Here is a 22,074-nt window from a genome sequence, read left to right as displayed (position 1 = left end):
GGTGTCGCCATGACCCACTATCCGCGCAGCACGGCAAGCATCGGCGGCCATCCGATCCATCCGATGCTGATCCCCTTTCCCATCGCGTTTTTCGTCGCAACTTTCTTTTGCGACTTGATCTTCTGGCGAACCGGCAACCCGGGTTGGGTAAGTGGCTCTCTCTGGCTTCTCGGGGCCGGCCTGATCATGGCGGCCCTGGCCGCTGTTGCCGGCCTGACGGATGTGTTGGGCGATAACCAGATCCGCAATCTTCAGGATGCATGGCTTCACGCCGGCGGTAATGTGCTGGTCGTTCTCATACAGCTCTACAATTGGTATTCGCGCTATGCCCATGGCGATGCAGCCGTAATTCCGGTCGGCCTCGCGCTGTCCCTGCTGGTGGTTCTCATCCTTCTGTTTACCGGATGGAAGGGCTGGGAGATGGTCTATCGCCACCATGTCGGCGTCGCCGACAGCCCTGACGAACGGCGCTGACGTTTCCGGCTTCGTCGCTGCAGTCAACGGGTGGCTTTTTAGGGCGATCCCCGCAATAAGGAGACCGCGCCGGCCGCCGGCACTCCCCAAAACCTGGTCCAAAGGTTTTGCGACTGGCTTGTTCCGCAATTCTTCAGACCGTCGCATTTTGACCCCAATCGGCCTCTAGCCGGCTGGAGGTGCTGCGGTTCCAGCCTTCACGTTTTCTTGACAGAGGCCGGAAAAACGGGCAGCAAAGCGGGTGAGGAAGAGCATTTTTACCGTGGCGCAGACCGTGGAGGGCTCTTTTTTCGTATGGACCGTCGCCAAATCGGCGATTGGTGGAGGGATTGGTTAACCAACTTTGTCCATCTTTTGAATCAATCGGCAACAGACGCGTGAAGGTGCAGGGGGCACCAGCGAACTGTGATCGTGACGGGTGCCAGGTCCGCAAACCGGCATGCCGATTGAGAGTGGTCGTATGGCGTTTTTGCGTTTGAAGAACCGGGGTGACGCTCCTCATGGGGGGGTAACTTCGCAAAAGTCTGGTCATCGTTGGGTTGTGGTGCCTGCTGTCGGCGCCGCCCTCATGCTGTGGTCCGCCGCCACCTTGGCGGGGCTCCATTCGGTGAGCACCTCGCTGACCGCCGCTTCCAACGGATTGCCGCAAGGCCTGCTTTCGCCCCGCAACATCGCGCTTGGCGACCAGCGCCGACAGATCGCCAACGCCTGGGCGCCGCACCTTGCAGTCAATGGCGGCTACAAGGCAGGCTCGCTTACCGGCGGCTGCGACTCCGGCTGCTTCAGCCTCGCGACAAGCTTCAGGCATGACGGCCAAGCTCCTGAAAAATTGAAGAAAGAAGGCCACGCCGGCAAGACGGCGCGCCTCAAGTTGCCGGCGCCGGATAGCGTCGCGCATGAAAACGTCGTGGTGGCTTCGGCCGCCGGGGTCGTCGACCGCTTCGACGGCGTTGTAAAGCGCGCCGCGCTTTCGCCGCAGAAGCTTGCCGATGCCTTTGCCCGCGCCGAGAAGGCGCCGTTCCTGCTGGCCAGCCTGCCTTCGGCGAGCCGCTTTGGCGGCGCGCTGCCAGGCGCCCCGGCGGAAGCCCGCTTCGGTTCGCGGCCGGCCGAAATCGCCGGCGCTTCCGACTTGGCGCTGGCGCTCGCCAATATAGCGCCGGAGGAAACGGCCGACCCTCCGACCGCCGTCGCGCTCGAAAACAGCGACGCGCCCGATGTCGCCGCCAAACGGGACAACGGCAAGGATGGCGCCTACCAGGTCGCCTCACTGCCGCCGCAGGATGATCTGCCCGACACCATTGCCGTGCCCGGCCTTCGCCCGCGCGCCACGCTCGAACGCGCCACCGAAGCGCCCGAAGAAAACGCCGCCAGGACGCAGAAGCCCGAAACCGCGAAGCCGCAGGTTGCCAAGGCCAAGCCGCGGCCGGCCGCTGCCGATACCGCGCAAGGCGCACCGACGGCGGTCTCGCCGAGGAACGGCGACCAGGCCCTGCCGGGCGTGACAGACTCGAAACCGCTCGTGACTGACTCCAAGCCAGGCAAGCGCAAGGCGCAGGCGTCCGAGATGCTCGCCTATGCCAAGCCGGACACGCCGGAGCGCGGCGGACTCGGCAGCGCGTTCCGCAACCTTTTCAATGGACCCACGACGGGCAATGGCGTTGCCGTCTACGATATTTCGGCGAGGACCGTTTACATGCCCGACGGCTCGAAACTGGAAGCGCATTCAGGGCTGGGCTCGATGGTCGACCAGCCGCGCTTCGTCAACCGCAAGAATGTCGGCCCGACGCCGCCCGACACCTACAATCTGTCGATGCGCGAGTCGCGCTTTCACGGGGTCGAGGCAATCAGGCTCACGCCGACCAGCGGCAACAACAAATACGGCCGCAACGGCCTGCTTGCGCACACCTATATGCTGCGCGGCGGCCGTGCGGAATCCAATGGCTGCGTCGTCTTCAAGGACTATCACCGCTTCCTTGCCGCCTACAAAAACGGCAAGATCAAGCGTCTCGTCGTCGTCCCGCGCCTCACAAGCTCCCCCACCCGGGTCGCCCAGGAAGGCCGCCAGGGTTAAACCCTATCCGGCCGGCGAGCTTGTCGCCGGCACTGGCCGATCCCCACTTGCCGATCCGAAGGGCTTCGCGCCGATGCGCGCGGATGCTGGTATGTCGTCGCCGCTTCGAATTGCGATCGCGACCTCAACCGAGGACGCAACAACGACCCTTCCCAGAAGGTAGATATGGCGCAGCCCGGGCTTGCGGCAAGCCCCCGGCCATGGCGTATCAACGCTGCTCCGAAAAACGACACGGAGCATGGAATGCGTATCTTGTTATCGACTTACGGCTCGCGCGGCGACGTCGAGCCTTTGGCGGCGTTGGGCGCAGCGTTGCAGGCGCATGGCGTCGAGGCCAGGGTCAGCGCACCGGGCGACGAGGAGTTTGCCGCCCTTCTGGCCCGCGCCGGCGTGCCGCTGGCCCCGGCCTTCGCGCCGGTGCGCGAATGGGCGAAGGAAATGGTCAACCGGTCGCGATCGGTCTCGCCCGAAGACCGGGCCCGGCTCATTTCCGGCCAGGCGGCCGAGATCGTTGCCAAGCAATATGAGGCGCTGAGCGCGGCCGCCGAAGGCTGCGACGCCGTGGTGGCGTTCGGCCTCTTCCCGTCCTGCGCGGCCGCGCGGCTGGTCGCGGAACAACGCGGCATGCGTTACATGCTCGGCACGTTCTGCCCCATCTGGCTGCCCTCGCCGCACAACCGGCCGCATGAATATCCGGGCCATCCGCTGCCGGCCGGCGTGACCGACAACCGGCTGCTGTGGGAGCTGGACATCCGGACCAAGAACGCCCTCTTCGGCGAGGCGATCAACGGCCATCGCGCATCGCTCGGACTGCCCCCGGTGGAAAATGTCCGGGACTATGTCTACGGCAATCCCGTCCTGCTCGCCTGCGACCCGACGCTGGGACCATGGCCGGGCTCGGACCTGATCGACGTCGTGCAGACCGGCGCCTTCATCCTGCCGGACGAGCGGCCCCTGCCCGACGGGCTCAAAGCCTTCCTCGATGCCGGCCGGGGGCCGGTCTATGTCGGCTTCGGTTCCATATCGGTCGCGAGCGAAGCCGGCTCCGCCGCCATCGAGGCGATCCGCGCCAAGGGCCTCCGTACGGTGCTCGCGCATGGCTGGGCAGAGTTGGGCCCCGTCGACGATCACGACGACTGCTTTGCCGTCGGCGAGGTCAACCAGCAGGCGCTGTTCGGCCGCGTCGCCGCCGTCATCCATCACGGCGGCGCCGGCACGACCGTCGCCGCCGCACGGGCGGGAGCGCCGCAGGTGATCGTGCCGCAGATCGGAGACCAGCCCTATTGGGCAAGACGGGCGGCCGAGCTCGGCATCAGCGCCGCGCATGACGGTCCGGTGCCGACGACGCAGTCGCTGTCGGCGGCGCTGGAGACGGCGCTGGCGGCCGGCGCCCGCGCGAGCACTATCGCCGGCATGATCCGCACCGACGGCGCCAAGGCAGCGGCGAGACTGCTGGTCGAATTGCTCGGCCACCCCGGCCGGTAAACTCATTGCGTCGTCAGTTCAGCCAGCGCCCGTTGCAGGGGCGCCGGCGAGACCTGGATCGGGCCTGAGAACGGGCTGTCCATGTCGACGATCAGATAGATCGCCGCGGCGACCAGCGCCCCGGAAACGAGGCAGGTGAAGACGATGGTGCCGTTGCGCGGCGCCCGGAAGCCGAAGCTGGCGAAGATCAGCGTCAGCCAGGCGACGAGCAGAACGATCAGTGGCGCGGGTATGGCGCCCTCGGACTGTTCGGCCAGTATCCAGCGCTGCTCGATCAGCTTCTGCAGTTGCTGTGTCGCGGCCTGTTGTGCGGCGGTCTGCCTGGCATCCGCCGGCGTCAATCCCGCCAGGATGTCGCCGACCTGATTGAGCAGCAGTTCCGCCAGCCTGTTCGGGACGACGGTCGTGTCGCTGTCGGCGGCAGAGGTGTCGACGACGCGCTGGACGTATGCGGTCAGCGATTGCCGGGCGCTGTCCGCTTCCGGTCAGTAATGTCGAAGCGTTCGATCAAGCAGGATGAGATCGGTGGCGAAGGTGTGGACGTTGCCGTTGATGGCCTCGAATGTGTTCTTGGCTGAATTGATCATCAGGCCGAGCATAAGCGACGACATCACCACGAACAGGTTCGCGGCGAGCCGCACCACCGCGCTGGTGTCGTCCTGAAGGTGGTGAGCAGGGAAACGCTCGTGCACCATCAGGCTGACCAGCGAGGCCCCGGCCAGACAAGCAAAGATCGCTGCGCCTACAAGCATTTCGCCCATGGCCAATATTGCGCACGGGAAGGGAAGCTTGCCAATCGGCCTTGCGAACTCATCATCCAGCGCGAACCAAGGAGCGTGGTGGCGCAGACCACAGGTTGATGACTCCACCGGCATTCACCGCATTGCGAAAACCGCTTCCAATGCCGGGCGAAGGCGCTATCTATGGCGCGGGGCGGCTCCCAATCACTCACGAGGCAATCCATGACAATTCGCGCTGTCGTCTGGGGCGAGAACATCCATGAGCGGACCAATGAGGTGGTGGCCTCGATCTATCCGGAAGGCATGCACGCGACCATTGCCACGGCGTTGAACACCGACGCAGGCATATCAGCCTCGACCGCGACGCTGGAGCAGCCGGAGCACGGCCTGCCGGAATCCCGCCTCGCGGAAACCGACGTGCTGGTCTGGTGGGGCCACAAGGACCATGGCGCGGTGGCCGACGAAGTGGTCGAACGCGTTGCGAAGCGCGTCTTCCAAGGCATGGGGCTGATTATCCTCCATTCCGGCCATTTCTCGAAAATCTTCAAACGGCTGATGGGTACGCCCTGCACTTTGAAATGGCGCGAGGCCGGCGAGCGCGAGCGGCTCTGGGTGACGAGCCCAAGCCATCCCATCGCCGAAGGCATCGGCGAGTTCTTCGAGCTCGAGAACGAGGAGATGTATGGCGAGCAGTTCGCTGTGCCGGAGCCGCTGGAAACCGTCTTCATCTCCTGGTTCCAGGGCGGCGAGGTGTTCCGCTCGGGCCTCACCTACCGGCGCGGCGCCGGCAATGTCTTCTACTTCCGCCCCGGACACGAAACCTATCCGACCTATCACGACGCCACCGTGCAGAAGGTGCTGCGCAATGCGGTGAAGTGGGCGCACAACCCGCAAGGGGCGAAGCCCGCCATCCTGGACGCGCCGAACGTGCCGGTGGAAAAGGCGCTGGAGCCGATCGAGGAGCGCGGGCCCAGGCTGCATGCGCATGGCGAGGCCGGCTTCCGCTAAAAAGCGCCTCTCCGCTTCGTTTGGGATTGCGCCAAAACAGCGCCCGGGTCACATTCTCCCCCGTTATTGAATCGAACCAAATCGCTCAAAGGGACAAAAATGCGGCTTTTGATACTCGGTACCGGCTGGATGGCGCAGGAACATGCCCGCCGCTTCGGCGCGATCGAGGGCGTCGAGATCGTCGGCGCCGTCGATGTCGATGCGGCCCGCGTCGGCGAATATGCCGACGCCTACAAGATCCCGAAGCGCTTCACCTCGCTGGAGGCGGCGCTCGACTGGGGCGATTTCGACGCGGTCGCCAATGTCACGCCCGACCGCATCCATCATCCGACCACCATGGCGCTGGTCGCCGCCGGCAAGCCGGTGCTGTGCGAAAAGCCGCTGGCGGAAAATTTCCGCAAGGCCAACGAAATGGCCGATGCCGCGGAAGCCGCCGGCATCGTCAACATGGTCAATCTCACCTATCGCAACGTCGCCGCATTGCAGAAGGCGCGCCGGATGGTGCAGGCCGGCGAGATCGGCACGGTGCGCCATGTCGAGGCGTCCTACCTACAGAGCTGGCTGGTGTCGAAATTCTGGGGCGACTGGCGCACCGATCCGAAATGGCTGTGGCGGCTGTCGCGCGGCCACGGCTCGAACGGCGTGCTCGGCGATGTCGGCATCCACATCCTCGATTTCGCCAGCTATGGCGCGGCGCTCGATATTGACCATGTCTTCTGCAGGCTGCGCGCCTTCGACAAGGCGCCGGGCAACCGCATCGGCGAGTACGACCTCGACGCCAACGACAGTTTCGCCATGACGCTCGACTTCGCCAACGGCGCCTTCGGCGTGGTGCATGCCAGCCGCTGGGCCACTGGCCACATCAACGAGTTGCGCCTGCGCATCCATGGCGACAAGGGCGGCATCGAGGTGGTGCACAATCTCGACGGCTCGATGCTCAAGGCCTGCGTCGGCGACAATGTCGAGAACGCCAAATGGGAAGAGCTCGACGCCGGCACCGTCCCGACCAACTACCAGCGCTTTGTCGAGGCGGTGAAGAGCGGCGCGCAGACCGAGCCGACCTTCCGCCACGCGGCGGGCCTGCAGAAGGTGCTGGATCTTGCCGTTGTGTCGGATGAGAAGCGCGCCGAGTTGAGGGCCATCGCGGATACGCAATAGCGCTTTCCTCGCCCTCGCCAAAGGCGGGGAGAGGTGTCCGCGAAGCGGACGGAGAGGGGGTCTTCGTAGGGCGCTCCCCCTCTCCGTCTCGGCTTCGCCGAGCCACCTCTCCCCACTTCGTGGAGGCGAGGAACAAGATCACCGAGCGCGGTAAATCGCCACCGCCGCAGCCACCAGCGCGGCGTTGCCGTCCGCCACGCTTCCATCCGGCAATTCCTTGCCGTCCTCCAGCCCGACCCGCGTCGACACCTTCCGCGCGGCCGCCCTTTCCACGAACGGCCATACCGTGGCGTTCTCGCCGTGCAGCAGAATCGAGCGGTGGATGCCGGCGCGTTCCAGCACAGTCTCGATGCCATCTGCCACGGCAAAGGCTTCATCCAGCGCCTGCTCGGAAATCTCGACCAGCACGCGCAGCACCCGCCCGCCATGGTCGAGACCGACGAGACGCTCGGCGTCGGCAATGGAAGCGAGCCCGGCTTCGATGGCGATGCCGCGCTGGCGCAGGCTTTCCATGACGACGGGCGCCGCCGTCTCGCTGAGATTGACCGAGGCATAATCGGGCAGCTCGCGCCAGCCGGAAATGGCAACCAGCGTGCGCAAATCGTCCTTCTCGATCCAGGCGCCGGTGGAGACGCCGATCAGCGTGCCTGGACAGGCGCGGCGAAGTGCTGCGACCGTGCTGTCCATCGCCTCCGGCGCCAGGCTCTCCCGACCGTCGGCGCCGCGCGTGTGCACGTGCAGCTCGGCCGCGCCCGCCGCGATTGAGGCTGCGGCGTCGCGCGCCATCGCCTCGGGATCGAGCGGCAATGCGGGGTGGAAGTCGGCGGCTCGGGCGCCGTTGATGCAGGCCTGAACGATCATCTTTGCGGCAATCCTGTTTCGGCTGGCCGGAGCCTAGCGCAGGGCCAGAATGATCGGAACGGATATGGCGAAGTCTCCTGACAGGCCGAGCCTGCAAAGAGAAATACCCCTGGCCCGACGGCCAGGGGATAAGCTTTTATCGCCGGCAACTGCCGAGGTTCGAAATCGGTTATGCCGGCACGCGCTTCAGCGCCTGCGCCATGCAGTGGATGCCGCCGCCGGTCTTGGAGATCTCGCTCATGTCGACGGCCGCGACTTCAAACCCGCGCGCCTTCAGCTGGCCAATGAGGCTCTGGCTGGAAGTCGGCGCGATCACCCTGTCCTTGCCGAGCGACATGAAGTTGCAGCCGAGCGCCATCGTGTCCTGGAAGGGCACGTCGATGATCTCGTGGCCCTTGCCCTTCAGCCAGTCGACAATGCCTGGCTCGGTGCAGGCGAGGCAGACGGCGGTGAGCTTCTCGGCGATCGGCACCACCATCAGGTCGATATGGACGTAATATTCGTCGATGAAGGCGAGCCGCGTCTCCCAGCCTTCCTTATCGAACCAGGCCTGCACCTGACGCGCGCCTTCTTCCTGCGTGCGGGCACCGCCGCAGCCGATCAGCACCACGCCCTCCTCGATGACGTTGAAATCGCCGCCCTCGAAAGTGCCGGCGGTCACCATGTCGTAGATCGGAATGCCGAGCTTTTCATAGGTACGGATGGCGGCATAATTCTCGCCGCGCCGCCACCAATTGGCCATGGCGGTGATGAAGGCGCCATAGGGAGTCATGACGCTGGAATCGCGCGAATAGACCTGCATCGGCAGCTCCGGCGTCGGCTCGTGCCAGTGGATGTTGACGCCGAAATGCTCGTAGGTCGCGACAAGGTCCTTGTGCTGCGCCTGCGCGATCTGGATGTTGCAAGGCGCCTCGCGCAGATGCTTGCGCGACAGCGAGCTGGTCGACAGGTGGCGCAGAAAGTTCGGCGAGCCGAGCAGCACGTCGGTCAGCACATCAGTTTCGTTGGCGAAGCCCCAGGCGGTCAACGGCTTGGTGCCGCCATTGGGGTTGCGGCGCTGCAGCGAGAACGGCTCGGCGACGATGCGGTCATGGACGGTCATGGTGCTCTCCTCGGGATGGTTACTTCGTATCATGCGGTGGAGGCGGCCGGGATCCACCAGTCGCGCCCGCGCGGCGTGGTGACATATTCAGGCCAGCGGAAGTTGATCGGCGGTTCGTAGTCGCAGAGCGGCGCGATCCAGTTCGAGCCGCCGACGCCGCCGCCGGTTCGCTTGACGAATTCGTCCATCGCGGCGTCACGCGCGGCCTTGTCTTCCAGCAGCCGCAGCGCCGTCAGCGCGACCGTCTTCGCGGCGCAGGTGACCATCGGGTCGATGGTCGCCGGAATGCCGCCCAGTGCGTTCATCACCCAGGCCGGATAGGTGTGGCCCGTGGCGGCGCGCAGTGCCGGACGGGCGACATAGAAGCGCGACGTCGGCGCATGCCAGCTCATGTCGGTGTAATCGTCCGAGGTGGAGTTCACCTGCGAGGGCGGCAGGTCGCGGCGCAGGATTGCCTCGGCGTCCTGCGGCGAAATCAGCCGCTCCAATTCGTCGATGAACGGGTTCTCCGTCGCCTCGCCGCCGGCATTGACCTGGACCTCGCGGGCGATCGCCCTCGCCTCCTCGCTCCAGCGCGGCGCGCCGACTGTGGAAAGCGCCTGATATGTGATGTCGGCCATGGCGTGGTTGGCCAGCCCCGGTCGCGACTTCGACACCCAATGGCGCTCGTAGCGGCAGCCGCTCATCTTCGCCGCGGCTTCCGCGTTACGGTCGAGAACGGCAGTCACCTGCTCGGCCATGGCAATGGTCGGCACGCGGATCATGTACTGGATCTCGGCAAGGCCGGCCGGAAGGTTGTCGGCGGTCGCTTGCCCTGCCGTCAGGATCGCCTCGCTGATCGACCAGCCGCCTTGATGCGTCAGCATGGAATCGCGCAGCGCCTTGGAGGCCATGTACATCATCATCAGCGCGTCGTTGGCGCCGGGCGCCCTGACCGCCGAATGCGCCTGCGGGATGGGTGCTGCGTCGCTGGCGCGAACCCAGTTCTCCGGTTCGTCGCAGATGAAGCGGTAGATCATCGCATAGGCGGCGCCGCAATGCGTGTCCCAGCGCGCGGTGTTGCAGAGCGGCAGCATGTAGAAGGGATGGAAGGAGATCATGCCGGCAAGGCCGTCATAATAGCCCTTGGCAGCATGGATAGGCTTGGAGCCCCGCACCTTCTCGGCCGGCTCGCCGGTGAAGCGCAGCGTGCCTTTGATGCCGTGCTCCAGCATCGCCGCCTTGGTGGCCAAAAGCCCGCCGAGGCTGCCGATGCCGAGGCCCGAATGCGGATCGGTATGGCCACCCGCCTCCTGCCCAAGGCCCGGCCGCGCGCGTTTCACCGTCGCTGCGTCCTGGCAATTGCCGGGCACGGCGTCGTATTCGCCATACATGCCGATCACGGGGCCGTCGCCATTCGTCCAATGGGCGCAGAAGGCCGTGGGCATGCCGCCCGAGCCCTCCTCGACCGAAAAGCCTTCGCGCTTCAGCCGATCCACGTACCAGGCCGCCGACTGGTACTCGCGCCAGGCGGTCTCGCCGAAATCGAAGATGGTGCGCGTCCAGGCCGACAGCAGCGGCTGGATGCTGTCGATGCAGGCAAGCGCGGTTTCTTGCGCCGAGGTCGTCACCGGTTCCTCCATGCCTAAAAGAAAGCAGTGAAGCCGCGCATCAAAAAGTGATATGTTTTCCCGGTTCGTGCAAATTCGGTTCACCTGAGGCCTCTTGCGAATACCATCCACGCAGGCGCTGCGCGCCCTCGACAGCTTCGCCCGTCACGGCAGCGTCTGGCGCGCCGCCGACGAACTCCACCTCACCCGCAGCGCCGTCTCGCATCAGTTGCGGCTGCTCGAGCGCGACCTCGGCTTCGATCTCCTGCAGCGCATCGGCAAGGGCGTGGCGCTGACGCCGCGCGGCCAGCGCTACGCGGCCGACGTCCGAAAGGCGCTGACCGTGCTTGGCGATGCGAGGACTCAGAACAGCGGCGCCGGCGTCGGCGGCTCCTTCGCTATCTCCTGCCCGCCGGGCTTCGCCTCAATGTTTTTGTGCACGCATATCGGCGAGTTCCAGCAGATGTACCCGGACGTGACGCTCTCGGTGCTCACGCCGCGGCGGCTCGACGATGTCAGCAATCCGGATGCCGACGCCTTCATCGCCTTCGGCGTCGGCAACTGGCCGAACCGGGCGGTGGAACTGCTGTGCGAGGTCTCCTTCACGCCGCTTTGCAGCCCGAGACTGCTCAACAAGGTCGGCGGTTTTTCCAAACCCGCCGACGTGCTGCGCGCCAACCTCCTGCATCTTTCCGACACCGAGGACTGGGCGCGCTGGCTGGCGCTGTCCAAGGTGGAAAATCCCGATACCGAGGGCGGCATCTTCTTTTCCGACATGAATCTCGTCTTCTCGGCGGCGATCGCCGGCCAGGGGATTGCGCTGGGCGACGAGCTGACCGGCCGCCAGGCGCTGAGCGAAGGCCGGCTGGTCAAGCCGTTCGAGGCGACCGTCCCCTCGCCGCGCTCCTATTTTCTGGTCTTCGAGCACGCCAAGGCGGGGCACCCGGTGCTCAATGCCTTCGGCGACTGGCTGAGGGCTAAGCTGTCGGAGAGCAGCCTGGCTAAGTATTGAGATCGGCGCTTCCGGGTCGCCGTTCCTCGGCACCCGTGAATCAAATTTGCCGATCAGGCGAAAACTATTCGGTTGCGGTGAGCCGCAGCCGTGCCTACGATTTGGCTCAACGGTGAGGATAGAGGCAGGATGCAGCAACCCGGCCGGGCCGCAGAGATCAAGGCGAACGGGATCGGCAAGAGCTTCGGCTCGTTCCGGGCGCTCAACAATCTGTCGCTCGATATAGGCCGCGGCGAATTCCTCACGCTGCTCGGACCATCCGGCTCCGGCAAGACCACCTTCCTGATGATCCTCGCCGGCTTCGTGCAGCCGAGCGAAGGCAAGCTTTTCAGCGACGGTGTCGACATCACCAACCGGCCGGCCGAGCAGCGCGCCGCCGGCATGGTGTTCCAAGGCTACGCTTTGTTTCCGCATATGAGCGTGGAGCAGAACATCGCCTTCCCGCTCAAGGTGCGCAAGAAATCCGCCGCAGAGATCAAAAGCCGTGTCGGCGAGATGATCGAACGCGTCGGACTGAAAGGCCATCAGAAGAAGCTGCCGGCGCAGCTTTCCGGCGGCCAGCAGCAGCGTGTGGCGCTGGCCCGCGCGCTGGTGTTCGAGCCGGGCGTGCTGTTGCTCGACGAGCCGTTCTCGGCGCTTGACAAGAGCCTGCGCGGCCAGATGCAGGCCGAGATGAAGCGGCTGCACCAGGAGACCGGCACCACCTTCGTCTTCGTTACGCACGACCAGAGCGAGGCGCTGGCGCTGTCGTCGCGCGTCGCCATCTTCAACCACGGCAAGCTGTTGCAGGTCGGCAGGCCTGACGAGGTCTATAACCGGCCGACCAACCGCTTCGTCGCCGAGTTCCTGGGCGAGATCAACATGCTGCCGGTGAAAGGCGTGCGCCCCGCCGACAATGGCGCGACCGGGCTCTGCGAAGACCGCGCGGTCAACATGCGCTGCAAGGCCGAGGCGATCAAAGGCGACGCCATCCTCGCCATCCGCCCCGAAGACATGTCGATCGCGCCGGAAGCGTTCGCCAACCAAAACGGCATCGCGGCGACTGCTGTCGCCTCGACTTATCTCGGTGCCGCAACCAAGCTCGACCTCACCACGCGCCAGGGCGCCAAGGTCACCGTATCGGTGCCGAACGAGGTCGCGGCCGCGGCGCTGAGCAAAGGCAATTCCGTCTGGCTGACCTGGCCGGCGGAAAAGGGTTTCCTCCTTCCGGACGGAGGACAATAGAGAGCGCCGCCGCGGCCTTAATTCGCCGCCCGGCTTCCGGTTCAAAATCAACGACAACAAGGGGAACTGACATGACGAACGAAACCAAGAAACAGACGATCGAATCCCTCGCCGAGCGGACCAAGCGCGGCGAGATCTCGCGCCGGCAGTTCGCGCAGCTTGCGGGCCTCGTGCTCGCCGGCACGCCGATGCTTTTGCGCTCGACCGGCGCTCAAGCCGAGACCAAAGGGCTGGTGCTGGTGAACTGGGGCGGCGACGCCATAACGGCTTACGATGCCGCTTACGGCCAGGCCTTCACCAAGGAAACAGGCATCCCGGTCAAGATGGACGGCTCCGGTCCGACCGAAGGTGCTATCGCCGCGCAGTACAAGAGCGGCGCGCCGACCTGGGACCTGGTCGACGTCGATCCGTTCTCGGCCATCACGCTCGGCGGCCAGGGCATGCTCGAGCCGATCGACTACAAGGTCGTCGACAAGAGCAAGATGCGGCCGGGCTTCGGCTGGGAATATGCCGCCTCGACCTACTTCTTCTCCTATGTGATCGCCTTTGACTCGCAGAAATTCGGCTCCAACGCGCCGACCGGCATGGCCGACTTCTTCGACGTGAAGAAATTCCCCGGCAAGCGCTCGCTCTACAAATGGGGCGTGTCGAGCTGGGAAGCGGCGCTGCTGGCAGACGGTGTGGCACCCGCCTCGCTCTATCCGCTGGACCTGAAGCGCGCGCATGACAAGATCGCCGCCTTCAAGGAAAACGTCGTCTCCTATTGGGGCGGCGGCGCCGAAAGCCAGAGCGTATTGCTCAACGGCGAAGCCTCGATGGCGATCGTATGGTCGACCCGCGCCTCGTTGATCGAGCAGGACTCCGGCGGCCAGATCAAGTTCATCTGGGACCAGGGCCTGATCTCGCCCGGCGCGCTGGCGGTGCTGAAGAACAATCCCGGCGGCAAGGACGCGGCGATGAAGTTCATCGCCAGCACCCAGGATCCGCAGAAGGAGCTGGTGATGTTCGACAAGCTCGGACAGGGCCCGGCCAATCCGGCGGCCGATGCGCTGATCCCGGCCGACAAGAAGCGCATCAACCCGGTCGATCCGGACAACATGAAGAAGCAGATCCCGCTCGACATGGAGTGGTACGCCAAGAATTACGGCGCCGCGCTCGACGAATACACCAAGATCATCTCGGCCTGATCAGGCCGAGATTTCTGACCGATGAGAGGCCCCCTCTCCGACAGGATGGGCGCGGCGCTGTTGATGGCGCCGCTGCTCCTGTTTTTGATCCTTGCCTATGCCTGGCCCTTCCTCGGCGTGGTGAAGTGGAGTTTTACCCTCCCAACGCCAGGCCTCGGCCAGTACCACGCTTTGCTCACCGACGACCTGGTGCAGTCGGTGTTCATCCGCACGCTGCGCATCGCGGCGATCGTCACCGTGGTCTCGGTCACCGCCGCCTATGCCATCACCGTGGTCTGGGTGCGCGGCAGTCCGGTGCAGCGTGTGCTGGCCGAGTTCTGCATCCTGGTGCCTTTCTGGATCTCGGTGCTGACGCGCGCCTTCGGCTGGGTCGCGCTGCTCTCCAACCGCGGCCTGATCAACACCTGGCTGCAATCGGTCGGCTTCATCTCGGAGCCGCTGACTTTGGTGCGCAACGAGTTCGGCGTCATCGTCGGCATGTCGCATTTTCTCATCCCTTTCGCGGTGTTCCCGCTGGCATCCGCCATGCGCAGCCTGGACGAGCGTGTGCTGCTTGCGGCGCGCGGCCTTGGCTCCAGCCGCATGCGCACCTTCTGGACGGTGTTCGTGCCGATGACGCGCTCCGGCATCATCGGCTCGGCGCTGATCACCTTCGTCTTCTCGCTGGGCTTCTTCGTCACGCCGGCAATCCTCGGCGGCGGCCGCAGCGTGATGATCGCAGAGCTCATTTATCTGCGCATCTTCCAGAGCCCGGACTGGGGGCTGGGCGCGGCGATCAGCGTCGTGCTGGTGGTGTTCGTCGGCGCGCTGATGGCGCTGCTGTTCCGCTACGTCAAACCGAAGCAATTGGTGTAGCCAAGATGCCGACCTACCGTCCCGGCCCCGTCTCGCTGCTCCTCGCCGTGGTGGTGGCGCTGTTCCTGCTGATGCCGCTGCTTGCCGTCATCCCGGTGTCGCTGACGCCGAGCCGGATGCTGACCATGCCGACGGGTGAACTGTCGCTGCGCCACTACCGCTCGCTGATCGAGGATCCGCGCTGGTTGGACTCGATCCTGCTTTCGCTCAGGATCGGCATCGTCAGCAGCATCCTTTCCACCGCGCTTGCCCTCACCTTCAGCCTCGGCGTGTGGATGTTTCAGCCGCGCTTCACCGCCGCCCTTGTCGGCTTCGTGCTGTTGCCGATGGTGGTGCCGCCGGTGGTCTCGGCGGTGACGCTCTATTTCCTGCTCACCTCGGTTTCCGGCATCACCTCCTTCTTCGGGTATGATACCTGGCTGGGCGTCGCCATGGCGCATTCGGTGATGACCGTGCCTTTCGCCACGGTGCTCATCCTCGTGTCGCTCAGCCAGATCGACCGGCGCATCGACCTTGCCGCGCGCGGGCTCGGCGCCAGCGTGTGGGAGCGCGCGACGCGCGTCATCATGCCCAACGTCAAGTTCGGCATCGTCACCGCGGCGCTGCTCTCCTTCGTGCTCTCCTGGGAGGAGATCGGCGTGACGCTGTTCATCACCTCGGTCAACGCCATCACCCTGCCACGCCTGATGTGGATGGGCCTGCGCGACAACATCGACCCGGCGATCGCCGCGCTCTCGGTGATCCTGATCATTATCACCGTGCTGGTGCTCGCCCTGCGCAGCGTCATCACAAGGCAGCGCGGCGCACGCTAGAGCGCGGCGTCGGCGGGCGGCAAGGCACATCGTCGGCCCGAAACGAAAGAGGCCCGCCGGAGCGGCGAGCCTCTTACGGAGCCGAAGTGGAAGCTTGGCGCCGTCATGATCCGGGGGTGTGGATCGACTCGAAATTTAGCCAACAGCGCCCGATCAGGCGACTTACAAATCTGTAATCTTCGGCTGAGCCAGACCCCGCTCATACACAAAATCATTTGCTGTCAGCGGCTTGCAGGGAAAATCGGACGTCCAAGCGTCGCCTCTCAAACAAACGTGATGAACCGCCCGGCGAGCGGTATGGCAGCAGCGGTTCAAGGAATGTGGGCGGGTCACGATGCGGCCGCTTGCACGCGCCATGGAAGTGCGCGCCGGACGAAGGCCCCCCGGCCTCGTCCGTGCGTGCCAATCTGTTCAGGCGGCTTGCGGCCGCCGCATCCTTTCGACCAAGGCCTGCCTTGCCGGTCCGGCAAGCGGCTTGTCCGTCGTCAGCAGGCCATCGAGCAGTGTCAGAAGCTCGCGCGCTGCCGAAGATTTGCAGGAATAATAGACCATCTGACGATCGCGGCGGGTTTCGACAAGGCCAAACCTGCGCAGTTTGGCCAGGTGTTGCGACAGCGCCGACTGGCTGAGTTCGACCTTGTCGGCGAGCACGCCGACCGAGAGTTCGCCCTCAGCGAGGTAGTTCATGATGAGCAGACGCTTCTCGTTGCCCATCACCGCAAGAAAGGCTGCCGCGCTTTCTGCGTTGGCGGTAAGTTTCTTGGTGACCATCGATTTCCCCATGGTTCATGCTCTTCCGAAGGCCATGGGGGCAATGGCTTCGGAGTTCCAGAGCGTTGACGGGCCAGCCCCGATTTGGACGGGACCTGCCCTGCTTCTTTTCGACCAGAACCCCTTCGTAACCCGGTTGCCACCACGTCGGGGTTGCTGGTCTCGGACAGAACGCACGGCGCTTTTCTCGACGCAAGTCAATGCAGACTCGGAAAAATTCCGTGCTGCTAATGCGTATCAGCGCAACGCTCATTCGGCAAGAATATAACGAGACCCGACAAAACAGCGGTCAGCCGCAGCCGCGGAAGCAGGCCGGGCGAGGCGCCTGACCAAAGAGGCCTGCGGCTATGTACCGGCGACTCACTCCCGATCTTGAAGCATGCTAATATGTTAGCCAGGGCAGAGAGGGGCCGGGCTATTAGGAGGAAGCCATGACCGCGGTGCGCAACACATTCACCCCTGACGAGACGGCCATGCTTGGCCGTGTCTACGCGAACGGCAATATCGAGGGCGAGACCGCCGAACAGAAGGAAGCGCGCGCTTCGCGCATCATCGCCAATTACATGGCGGGCATCACCGACGAGGCGGAATTGATGGAGCTTTCGCGGCGGCCGCTTGGCAGATGAACGGCGTGCGCCGCCTTCGTGAGACGGCTTCACGGTAAGTTGACGTTCCGGATCGGAACCACGCGGCAAAATTTCGTGTTCCGACATATTTCGGGAGAGCTTTCGCGATGATCCAGGGATGGTTTTCCAGGCCGGTCGAAGTCGCCGTCGGCGTTTCCGGCTCTATCCGGCATATATCCAACGCGGAGCAAGCCGTCGAACTGCTGACCGGCCAATGGCGCGATGCCGGCAGCGCGTTGCATGGCGCGGCATTGCGCGCTTGCCGCCGGGCGATCCGCGGCGACATCGCGGCGGACAACGCCAGGGATGCCTTTATCGTCGCCGCGCGCGAGGCGCATGTGCTGGTGGAATAGAGCGTTTTAAAGGCCCTTGGTCGCGCGATTTAGCGGCCCGGATCGCGCGCCAACCGATGCCCATGAGCCGGTCCGAACGCGGCCTGTCGCCACCATAAGATTCTTCGGAACCTAATGCGCGATGGTTGGTTAACGCGCGGGTTCCGCATCGCCTCGCGAACCTGCATCGGGCGCCCATCCGGCGCCGATTGCTTGCTCTAAAGACAATCACAAGAACGGAGGAAGTGATGAACGATGTCTGGTTTTCCGAACCAGTCGTGATCGATTTCCAGCCAAACGGCCAGCGCAAGGTATCAAGCTGTTTCGAGGCGATGGAATGCCTCGACCAGCGCTGGCCGGGGCCGGCGCGCGGCGGCGCCTGGCGCTCGGCAAGCCGTGTCTGCCGCGATGCGCTCGACGGCCTGCGCAGCCCGGTGGAAGCCCGCAAGACACTGCGCAAGGCGGCCAAGGTCGCCGGCCTGCTGGCATAGCCCTCGATTCTCCAATGGCGTCCCACCAGGGGCGGCGCTAAGCCCGTCGCGGTTTCCCATTGCCGCGGCGGGCTTTGTTTTCAATGAGGGCGAAGCGACGCCTGATCAGGCGAAATCGCCAAGCACTTCGGGAAACTGGACCGCCATTGCTCCTTCATCCGCCTGCCGGGCGTAGAGCCGATGCATCTTCGTGCCGTCATATCTGGCCCGGCGGCGCTGCACGTCCTTGCCGAAAAGACCGGCAACAGCATCGAAGCGCCGGAAGAAGCGCTTCATCACGCCGCGCTCGAAGGGTATGCGCTGCTCGAACGGCTTGCCCCAAGGCGTGTCCTTTGCCAGGTCGCGCCATATCCTGAGAGCTTCGAGTTCGACGCCGACCTGATTGCCCCACGGCTTACCGCCCGCGAAATGCCTGGCCCAGGCTTGCGAGAAACGAAAATCTCTCGTTCCGAGCGATTGCAAATTCCAGTTGGGGTGCATCGTCTGCCACTTGCCCTCGAAGACCACGTTCAGGGCATTTTGATCGTTCATCTGGCCTTCGACGGCGAGTTTCCGAGCCTTCTGCATGAGTCCCTGTTCGCGCACAGGCGGCATATTGAAGACGATGATGCCGGCATTGAAGTAGGGCGCGCCCGGCTGCATGGACATTTTTTGCCGGTAGGCTGGCCGGAAGTACATGTAATCGTCATGCGCTGCGAGCAATGCGGCCTGAATAGGCTGCCCCACAAGGTCGGCAATGTCCCGGTTGAAAAGCACGTCGCAATCGACATGCGCTATGCGGTCGTAAGGCGCAAACTCCGCAAACTGGTCGACAAAGAGCCGGATGAACGTCGCAACGCTGCCTGGGCGAAAGCGGTAGCCGGATGCAGCCATGAAATCCGTTACGTCAACCAGCCGAATGCGATCCTTCAACAGACGATCGGCGACGCTCTTGTCGGCGTCGCTGGCGCCAAGATGAAGAATGAAACCGTCCGTCGGTTTTTTTGAAACATCCAAAATTCGGCGCGCCGCCAGGCAGGCATAAGGAAAATAAGTGGCGTCAGCCGCTATAAAAAAACAGGAGTTCGTCATCGCTGCCGTCTACCCCGACCGATTGAGGGCGGTGCCTGCCACAAAATGCTTCGCGACGAAAGCTTCGATGGAGCCAGTGAGCATGGCCGCCTCACGTTTGACCTTGTCATCGTCCCAATGCCACCATTGGATCGCCTGCAGCTTCGAGATGATCTCTTCGGGAAAGCGGTATCTTATCAGCCGAGCAGGAGACCCGCCGACGATCGCATAGGGGGGCACATTTTTGGTGACGACGGCCCCGGCGCCGACGACTGCACCATCGCCGATCTCCACCCCCGGCAGGATCATCGCGCCATTGCCGATCCAGACGTCGTTGCCGATGGCGATGCCGGACGGCTTGCCGCCATTGGGGATCGGCTCGGGCTGCTTCAGCAATCGGCTGTAGATTGGAAACGAGGTTGCGCTCTCGGTCGGGTGCTGGCCGGAGCACATGAAAAGCACCCGCCCGGCAACAGAGCAGAAGGCTCCTATTTTCAGCGGAGCGTCCTGCGAGGAAAACATGATCTTCTGCCGTTTCACACCGTAAGTGTGACGGCCAACGGTCACATGCTCCGGCAGTTTGGAACGGACTTCCCTCAGCCATTTGGAAAATGTCGACATCGCAAACCTCCCCTAGCCCATCAGCGACATAGCCGTACATAAGCCGAAGTAGCAAGCGCGAGGTCAGTGACGGGTCGCTCCTTTGCACCAGGTAACGAATCGAACGACTGTACCTTCCCGTCACGTCGTGAAGGCATGGTTGATACTCGATCCAGCCAAGATTATACCCGCTTCGGTCAAAAGGCGGGTGGACTGTGTTACAGGAAAGTTATCTCGAATTCATACTGCGCTGGCATCTGTACCGCAGGTGGCATCGTCCGCCGCGCCCGAAGCGACAAGCCGAATTCAACTTTCATCAATTGATGAAAGCCACCTCCCCAAACGGCTTGTTTATCGATCTTGGCGCCAATGTCGGCGACGTCACGCGGCACGCCCTCAGCTATGGCATGAAGGTAATAGCTTTCGAGCCCGACCCAACCGCGCTCAAAATGCTGACGCGCCGGTTCGGCGACGACAAACGGGTGACGATCATTCCCAAAGCAGTTGGCGGGTCAGCGCGAAAGGCTACTCTCCATCAGAGACCGGACACTCAAAACATCCGAATGACAGAGTGGTCATCCCTATTCGAGGTGCCCGCACATGCGAAGGGAAGCGCTTTTGAAGTCGAAGTCGTCGATTTGGTGGAATTCCTGAAAGCAATTCGCGACCCCATTGCTATTATGAAAATGGACATCGAGGGTGCCGAGGTGGAATGCATCGAGGCCATGCTGGACGAAGGAATCTATCGTTCGATAGGCCGCATCTTGGTCGAGACCCACGAGAGGTTGTCCCCCGATCTGGACGTCAGGATCCGAGCGCTTCGCGAACGCATTTCGCGAGAGAATATCGCTAATATCGATCTGGATTGGGGCTGAAGCAAAGCCCCAAACGCCTGCTGGCCACGCTCCAAGCTGCTTGATTTCCCAGCGACGCCGGGCAAAGAAAACATCGGGACACAGCTATTGCGAGACAGCTTTGGCATTCAAACCGCTCGTTGACAGACTGAGCCGAAGCCGGACGGTTATCCGGTTAAGGGCGCTCAGGAACCAGGTGGTCTACAAGGTCTTCGAGCATCGCGGGCGCGCATCCGGGCGTCTTCTTGCGAAGGAATTGCAGGAGGCCGGGGTCTCGCGCGTGTGCGTCACGGTCGCCTTCAACGTGCCGTGGGTGATCGACGCGTTAACGAAGGCGTGGGAAATGCAACCGCCAGGAATGACCTTGGTCGTCGTCGACAATTCGACGAAGATTGCGGCAAGGGAGGTCATTGCCAATGTCTGCAAGATGCGCGGCGTGCCCTATCTTGCCCTGCCGATGCGGGTCGAAAAGCACCTGTCGAGATCGCACGGAACTGCAATCACATGGGCCTTCCACAACATCGTGCGCCACCTCAAGCCGGAGCTCTTCGGCTTCATCGATCATGACTGCTTCCCGGTAACGCCGTTCGACATTCCGTCCAAGCTGGACGGCAAAGCCGTATATGGCCGCAGGGCGTACGGCACCGAAAATCACGTTTACAAGGCCAAGCCGGGCGATCAGCACTGGAATTTATGGGCAGGCTACTGCTTTTATCGGTTCTCCGCCGTGGCCCATCGCAAGCTGAACTTCGAGCCGCGCTTGAATCTCGGCCTCGACACCGGCGGCGCAAACTGGGCGGTTCTCTATTCGAAACTCGCCGAGGCGGATGTCGCCGTCGCAACGCTGGAACAGCGGCCGATGACGATGGCGGGCGCGGTCGGGCGGCATGAGTTTATCGACGGCGCCTTCTTTCACCTCGCCGGCGTGTCATACCCGGAAAGGCCAGGATAACACCATCGAACGATGGAGCACCGGGAAATGCTTCGGGACTATGTGTGGAACACTTATCTCGGCGGTCCCGCCGGCCAGGCCGTGAGCGACTTCTGATCGGATCCGGAGCCGGCCGGATCTCATAAGCCACGAACAAACTGGCGATCCCGGCAGGATTCGAACCTGCGACCATCGGCTTAGAAGGCCGGTGCTCTATCCAGCTGAGCTACGGGACCGTCGGCCGGCCGGGCCGGCTGAGGCGGGTTACGCCAGGCGACGCAAGACCGGGAGTCAGTGCGTCCAGGGCGTCCTGCGGTCATAGCGGAAATTGTCCGAATAGGAAATCTGCCGGCGCTTGGCTTCCTTCGGCTCTTCCACGCGATAGGCGATCTTTTGCTTCTCGGCATAAGCCACAGCCTCTTCCTTCGTCTCGAAGGTGAGCTTCACCTGGCTCAGCATGTCGCCCGAGGTGGTGTAGCCCATCAGCGGATCGATCTTCTTGCGCTGGGCGGGGTCGAATTCCAGCACCCAATGTCCTGTCTTGGCCTTGCCGGACTGCATCGCGGTTTTGGCTGGACTGAAAATACGCGCGGACATGACCACCTCTTTGCCGCCCGAAGACCGGGCACCTTTGTTCGGCGCAATATCCGAGACCCTGCAGGATGCCTGAAATCTCGCGCCAATCCGTCATTACTGTGCAATGGCCGCGGCGGCAAGGCCGCAAGCGGCCAGGGGCCCGCCATGACGTAGGGAACCTCACTGGGCTGGCGACATTATCGAAAGGTCGGGCGGCCGGCCCGAGCCGGTCCTACCCTGTGAGGCAAATCAGAACCGGACGTTT

General features: G+C 63.7%; 25 protein-coding genes and 1 tRNA gene. 16 read left to right on the top strand and 10 right to left on the bottom strand.

What is annotated here, in order from left to right:
- The first annotated feature begins 9 nt into the window (after positions 1–9).
- From FJ423_RS27720 to FJ423_RS27710, 3 genes are all read left to right on the top strand, one after another.
- Complete coding sequence (locus tag FJ423_RS27720) at positions 10–474, top strand: DUF2231 domain-containing protein (protein WP_140846111.1); 465 nt, start codon at positions 10–12, stop codon at positions 472–474.
- 568 nt (positions 475–1,042) lie between these two features.
- The gene (locus FJ423_RS27715; RefSeq protein ID WP_246680329.1) at positions 1,043–2,545 is read left to right on the top strand and encodes a tlde1 domain-containing protein; all 1,503 of its coding nucleotides are present in this window, start codon (positions 1,043–1,045) and stop codon (positions 2,543–2,545) included.
- Positions 2,546–2,788: 243 nt separating this feature from the next.
- Complete coding sequence (locus FJ423_RS27710; protein ID WP_140846109.1) at positions 2,789–4,030, top strand: glycosyltransferase; 1,242 nt, start codon at positions 2,789–2,791, stop codon at positions 4,028–4,030.
- A 2-nt stretch (positions 4,031–4,032) separates the two neighbouring features.
- Here the strand turns inward: FJ423_RS27710 and FJ423_RS34860 are convergent, their stop codons facing one another.
- Complete coding sequence (locus FJ423_RS34860; RefSeq protein WP_348642935.1) at positions 4,033–4,371, bottom strand: hypothetical protein; 339 nt, start codon at positions 4,369–4,371, stop codon at positions 4,033–4,035.
- 25 nt (positions 4,372–4,396) lie between these two features.
- Here FJ423_RS34860 and FJ423_RS34855 point away from each other — a divergent pair, with 25 nt between their 5' ends.
- Positions 4,397–4,522: a hypothetical protein gene (locus FJ423_RS34855; protein ID WP_348642934.1), complete on the top strand. Its 126-nt coding sequence runs from the start codon at positions 4,397–4,399 to the stop codon at positions 4,520–4,522.
- Here FJ423_RS34855 and FJ423_RS34850 read toward each other — a convergent pair.
- The gene (locus FJ423_RS34850; protein ID WP_348642933.1) at positions 4,516–4,905 is read right to left on the bottom strand and encodes a hypothetical protein; all 390 of its coding nucleotides are present in this window, start codon (positions 4,903–4,905) and stop codon (positions 4,516–4,518) included. The genes FJ423_RS34855 and FJ423_RS34850 overlap by 7 nt on opposite strands.
- An 87-nt stretch (positions 4,906–4,992) precedes the next feature.
- Here FJ423_RS34850 and FJ423_RS27700 point away from each other — a divergent pair, with 87 nt between their 5' ends.
- The gene (locus tag FJ423_RS27700; protein WP_140846108.1) at positions 4,993–5,778 is read left to right on the top strand and encodes a ThuA domain-containing protein; all 786 of its coding nucleotides are present in this window, start codon (positions 4,993–4,995) and stop codon (positions 5,776–5,778) included.
- A 99-nt stretch (positions 5,779–5,877) separates the two neighbouring features.
- Positions 5,878–6,936: a Gfo/Idh/MocA family oxidoreductase gene (locus FJ423_RS27695; RefSeq protein ID WP_140846107.1), complete on the top strand. Its 1,059-nt coding sequence runs from the start codon at positions 5,878–5,880 to the stop codon at positions 6,934–6,936.
- 138 nt (positions 6,937–7,074) lie between these two features.
- Here FJ423_RS27695 and FJ423_RS27690 read toward each other — a convergent pair whose 3' ends face one another.
- From FJ423_RS27690 to FJ423_RS27680, 3 genes are all read right to left on the bottom strand, one after another.
- Complete coding sequence (locus FJ423_RS27690) at positions 7,075–7,797, bottom strand: 3-keto-5-aminohexanoate cleavage protein (RefSeq protein WP_140846106.1); 723 nt, start codon at positions 7,795–7,797, stop codon at positions 7,075–7,077.
- Between the two features lie 169 nt (positions 7,798–7,966).
- Positions 7,967–8,899, bottom strand: coding sequence for a dimethylarginine dimethylaminohydrolase family protein (locus FJ423_RS27685; protein ID WP_140846105.1), 933 nt, complete (start codon positions 8,897–8,899; stop codon positions 7,967–7,969).
- 29 nt (positions 8,900–8,928) lie between these two features.
- Positions 8,929–10,521: an amidohydrolase gene (locus FJ423_RS27680; protein ID WP_181174922.1), complete on the bottom strand. Its 1,593-nt coding sequence runs from the start codon at positions 10,519–10,521 to the stop codon at positions 8,929–8,931.
- Positions 10,522–10,603: 82 nt separating this feature from the next.
- On the opposite strand from FJ423_RS27680, the gene FJ423_RS27675 reads away from it, so the two are divergent.
- The 5 genes from FJ423_RS27675 (at position 10,604) to FJ423_RS27655 (ending at position 15,578) form a co-directional block, all read left to right on the top strand.
- Positions 10,604–11,500, top strand: a complete 897-nt coding sequence (locus FJ423_RS27675) for a LysR substrate-binding domain-containing protein (protein ID WP_095767109.1) — start codon at positions 10,604–10,606, stop codon at positions 11,498–11,500.
- Positions 11,501–11,629: 129 nt separating this feature from the next.
- Complete coding sequence (locus tag FJ423_RS27670) at positions 11,630–12,724, top strand: ABC transporter ATP-binding protein (RefSeq protein WP_140846103.1); 1,095 nt, start codon at positions 11,630–11,632, stop codon at positions 12,722–12,724.
- A 71-nt stretch (positions 12,725–12,795) separates the two neighbouring features.
- Positions 12,796–13,911, top strand: coding sequence for an ABC transporter substrate-binding protein (locus tag FJ423_RS27665; protein ID WP_140846102.1), 1,116 nt, complete (start codon positions 12,796–12,798; stop codon positions 13,909–13,911).
- A 21-nt stretch (positions 13,912–13,932) separates the two neighbouring features.
- Positions 13,933–14,766, top strand: coding sequence for an ABC transporter permease (locus tag FJ423_RS27660; RefSeq protein WP_095767106.1), 834 nt, complete (start codon positions 13,933–13,935; stop codon positions 14,764–14,766).
- A gap of 5 nt (positions 14,767–14,771) precedes the next feature.
- On the top strand, positions 14,772–15,578 hold the full coding sequence (locus FJ423_RS27655) for an ABC transporter permease (RefSeq protein WP_140846101.1): 807 nt from the start codon (positions 14,772–14,774) through the stop codon (positions 15,576–15,578).
- A gap of 411 nt (positions 15,579–15,989) precedes the next feature.
- Here FJ423_RS27655 and FJ423_RS27650 read toward each other — a convergent pair whose 3' ends face one another.
- Positions 15,990–16,349, bottom strand: coding sequence for a metalloregulator ArsR/SmtB family transcription factor (locus FJ423_RS27650; RefSeq protein WP_095767198.1), 360 nt, complete (start codon positions 16,347–16,349; stop codon positions 15,990–15,992).
- Between the two features lie 431 nt (positions 16,350–16,780).
- Between FJ423_RS27650 and FJ423_RS27645 the strand changes: the two genes are divergently transcribed.
- The 3 genes from FJ423_RS27645 (at position 16,781) to FJ423_RS27635 (ending at position 17,798) form a co-directional block, all read left to right on the top strand.
- Positions 16,781–16,975 (top strand): hypothetical protein, encoded by a 195-nt coding sequence (locus FJ423_RS27645; protein WP_140541087.1) that lies wholly within the window; start codon positions 16,781–16,783, stop codon positions 16,973–16,975.
- Between the two features lie 107 nt (positions 16,976–17,082).
- Positions 17,083–17,328 (top strand): DUF982 domain-containing protein, encoded by a 246-nt coding sequence (locus FJ423_RS27640; RefSeq protein WP_140846100.1) that lies wholly within the window; start codon positions 17,083–17,085, stop codon positions 17,326–17,328.
- A 227-nt stretch (positions 17,329–17,555) separates the two neighbouring features.
- On the top strand, positions 17,556–17,798 hold the full coding sequence (locus FJ423_RS27635; RefSeq protein ID WP_095767102.1) for a DUF982 domain-containing protein: 243 nt from the start codon (positions 17,556–17,558) through the stop codon (positions 17,796–17,798).
- A gap of 105 nt (positions 17,799–17,903) precedes the next feature.
- On the opposite strand, the gene FJ423_RS27630 is transcribed toward FJ423_RS27635, so the two are convergent.
- Both FJ423_RS27630 and FJ423_RS34670 read right to left on the bottom strand, forming a co-directional pair.
- Positions 17,904–18,869 carry a glycosyltransferase gene (locus tag FJ423_RS27630; protein ID WP_140846099.1) on the bottom strand — a complete coding sequence of 322 codons (966 nt, stop codon included), beginning with the start codon at positions 18,867–18,869 and terminating at the stop codon, positions 17,904–17,906.
- Positions 18,870–18,878: 9 nt separating this feature from the next.
- Positions 18,879–19,469 carry a CatB-related O-acetyltransferase gene (locus FJ423_RS34670; RefSeq protein WP_140846098.1) on the bottom strand — a complete coding sequence of 197 codons (591 nt, stop codon included), beginning with the start codon at positions 19,467–19,469 and terminating at the stop codon, positions 18,879–18,881.
- Positions 19,470–19,663: 194 nt separating this feature from the next.
- Between FJ423_RS34670 and FJ423_RS27620 the strand changes: the two genes are divergently transcribed.
- Both FJ423_RS27620 and FJ423_RS27615 read left to right on the top strand, forming a co-directional pair.
- Positions 19,664–20,323: an FkbM family methyltransferase gene (locus tag FJ423_RS27620; RefSeq protein ID WP_140846097.1), complete on the top strand. Its 660-nt coding sequence runs from the start codon at positions 19,664–19,666 to the stop codon at positions 20,321–20,323.
- A gap of 175 nt (positions 20,324–20,498) precedes the next feature.
- Positions 20,499–21,254, top strand: coding sequence for a hypothetical protein (locus tag FJ423_RS27615; RefSeq protein ID WP_140846096.1), 756 nt, complete (start codon positions 20,499–20,501; stop codon positions 21,252–21,254).
- 138 nt (positions 21,255–21,392) lie between these two features.
- Here FJ423_RS27615 and FJ423_RS27610 read toward each other — a convergent pair.
- Together FJ423_RS27610 and FJ423_RS27605 are read right to left on the bottom strand one after the other, a co-directional pair.
- Positions 21,393–21,469 (bottom strand) — tRNA-Arg (locus FJ423_RS27610).
- Between the two features lie 55 nt (positions 21,470–21,524).
- A complete protein-coding gene (locus tag FJ423_RS27605; RefSeq protein WP_095767098.1) occupies positions 21,525–21,830 on the bottom strand; it encodes an ETC complex I subunit in 306 nt (101 codons plus the stop codon).
- Between the last annotated feature and the right edge of the window lie 244 nt (positions 21,831–22,074).

This window comes from Mesorhizobium sp. B2-8-9, from assembly GCF_006439475.1.
Taxonomy (GTDB): Bacteria; Pseudomonadota; Alphaproteobacteria; order Rhizobiales; family Rhizobiaceae; genus Mesorhizobium.
This window is presented reverse-complemented; position numbering and strand designations above follow the sequence as displayed.